General features: G+C 53.0%; 3 protein-coding genes. All 3 read left to right on the top strand.

Translation table 11 applies throughout. The features are described 5' to 3' along the window. The first annotated feature begins 524 nt into the window (after positions 1-524). The 3 genes from A39O_RS40580 to A39O_RS40575 all read left to right on the top strand — a co-directional run bounded on the left by A39O_RS40580 (position 525) and on the right by A39O_RS40575 (position 2,177). Positions 525-1,262: a hypothetical protein gene (locus A39O_RS40580; protein ID WP_157639831.1), complete on the top strand. Its 738-nt coding sequence runs from the start codon at positions 525-527 to the stop codon at positions 1,260-1,262. Continuing rightward, complete coding sequence (locus tag A39O_RS0107850; RefSeq protein ID WP_157639829.1) at positions 1,259-1,762, top strand: hypothetical protein; 504 nt, start codon at positions 1,259-1,261, stop codon at positions 1,760-1,762. Before A39O_RS40580 ends, A39O_RS0107850 begins: the two co-directional genes overlap by 4 nt. 193 nt (positions 1,763-1,955) lie before the next feature. Beyond that, positions 1,956-2,177: a hypothetical protein gene (locus tag A39O_RS40575; protein WP_157639827.1), complete on the top strand. Its 222-nt coding sequence runs from the start codon at positions 1,956-1,958 to the stop codon at positions 2,175-2,177. Positions 2,178-2,228 lie beyond the last annotated feature (51 nt).

The raw sequence follows: 2,228 nt of genomic DNA, 5'->3' as shown, positions 1-2,228 counted from the left end.
GGAGCCGTCCTCGCGGCGGGGGTTGGGGATGGTGGACATCATGTGGCGGTCGTGTCGGTCTTGGACGGAATTCAGTCTAGTTCCCTAGTGGCCCGTTCCAGTCTAGTTCATTAGCGGCCCGCGCCAGCCTAGTTCACGAGCGGCCCGTGCCGGTCGCGTCCCCCAAGTCTAGTCCGGATGCAGGGTCTGATGGCAAGCGCCCGGCGGAGGTTTGCCTGGAATCCAGCGTCTTGTATCCGGTATTTGCGGAAACTATGATCCAGATCACAAAACGCCCCTTGCAAGACAGCAGCGAGACGCAGAAAGTACACATCGAAGGGCGATAGGCTGGGCCTGGAGCGGCAGCCGATGTGCAACACCGAGCGGCTGGGGGGGCCTCGGCAGGGCGCGGGTGGGGCACGTGCGGTGAGGCGATGTGCCTGGGCGGTCGGCGGGATTCAGTCTAGAACCTTAGTGGCCCGTGGCGGGCAAGCATGTCGCCGGCCCGTGCCAACCTAGAACACGTTAGGCTCATGAGATTTCCGATGCATTCCATAAGAAAACTGAAACATACAGTTAATCTGTTCGGCGGCAGCGTGCTTGCCGCCCTCGCGTTTGTAGCGTGCTCAGGCGCTCCTGCTGTTTCCCTTCCTTACAAGAAGTTGGCAGAGGATAGCTGTAACCTTGTCAGAAATTTGATTTGGGCCGACCACGCGGCCAATGAAAAGGAAATATCGGAACCAACAAATTGCGAAAAGACTGGCGAGAATGCGGATGCACTTTACACCGTAAGAGTCACGATTCAGTCAGTGCCGAATACGGCAGCACTTGAATTTGAAGAAGATAACAAACGCCAAGCAGATGCAGCAGAAAGCTTGACGAAAATCGTAAATTCATATTCCCTAGAAGATGTCAATAAGAAGCGAGCGCAGTATGGGCTTCCGCCACTGTCGAGTCTTTCGGAGCTTCCTGGACCTAAGATGCCCTCTCAACCGAGGAGACCCGAACAGGAAGCAATCAAGGCATGGGAACAAAAACATTACGGACCTGACGGCATTTTGACGGAGATTGCCCGGACGAACTTTCAGCAAGGAAGGGATAAACTTTTAATATCCGATGACTTGGCGCATCGTTCCTCTTCTAGTATTCCGTCAGCATCTGGACGCAACATATCCTGTTCTACGGTCGGTGACGGAAAAGACCCAGTATTTTATTGCCGGGAAGACAATAAAAATGGGTCTAGGGTCTATTCCTACAGCTTCGGGTTAGCTCCAAACCAATGAAAAACTTCACATATTTGTTATTTATAGTTGCGGCAGCTTTTGAGATTGCGGGATGCGTTGCAGCCACATCTGTAGATCCTTATCAGGCTGCCGCAGATCGTGCGAATGCTCATTTCCAAAAGCATAATCAAATGACGCCGGAACAAAAGGCGGCTTGGTTCGAGCAGAAGGTCCGGGAAGGTAAGGTGCAGATGCCCGCGAATTTTACGGTCATGCCGAATGGCAAGACGGTCCCTCTTCCGAGGGCAAAGCAGACACCTCCGGCCATAGCTGGAGATCGGCGTCTGCCTGTCCATGAACAGACCTCACGAGATGCCGGAGCGACTGCTAGGACTTATCAGCAAGGACAAGCCGAGCAAGAGGAGCAGATGATCTATATGGAAGAACAGAGGAGGCAGCAGGAGGAGCAGTTCGAGCAAGCGCAACAAGCGCAAAGACAGCGCGATCTTGAGCTTGGAATTGGCTATGATCCTACAAGGGATTACAACATAGGGCAATAGGAAAAGGATAAGGGGCCAGGTCGAGTTCTTTTTCCGGAAACCAAGAAAAGCCTAACCTTCGCCTAAAAAGCGAGCGCGCGCCACAGGCGTCGTGCTAACCCGCAAGGTCATCAGGGGCGCGCGCCGCTTTAGGCTGCACGTTAGGCGGCATGCGATTAACACCATCTCAAACATCAAACAGGAGAAAGCACAAATGACAATTGACGAAGCCATTCGACGCACTATTGAAACATTTCCTTTTGAAGGCTACATGACCCCAGAAGAAGGGAAGACAAAAGGTGCATATTCAAGTATTGCCGATACAGTACTGCGTCATCTACAACCCGGCAGTGCGATTTTGGATTTCGGCTGTGGGCCATGTGAGAAAACAGCCGTTTTGAGGGGAAAACCGGGGACAGACCACGTTTTCCCCTGAATCCTCTGCGCCGGCAACGAAGAAAACCAAAGATCGCCCAACCTAGTCGTG

The sequence above is a fragment of the Lamprocystis purpurea DSM 4197 genome (assembly GCF_000379525.1).
GTDB lineage: Bacteria > Pseudomonadota > Gammaproteobacteria > Chromatiales > Chromatiaceae > Thiodictyon > Thiodictyon purpureum.
This window is presented reverse-complemented; position numbering and strand designations above follow the sequence as displayed.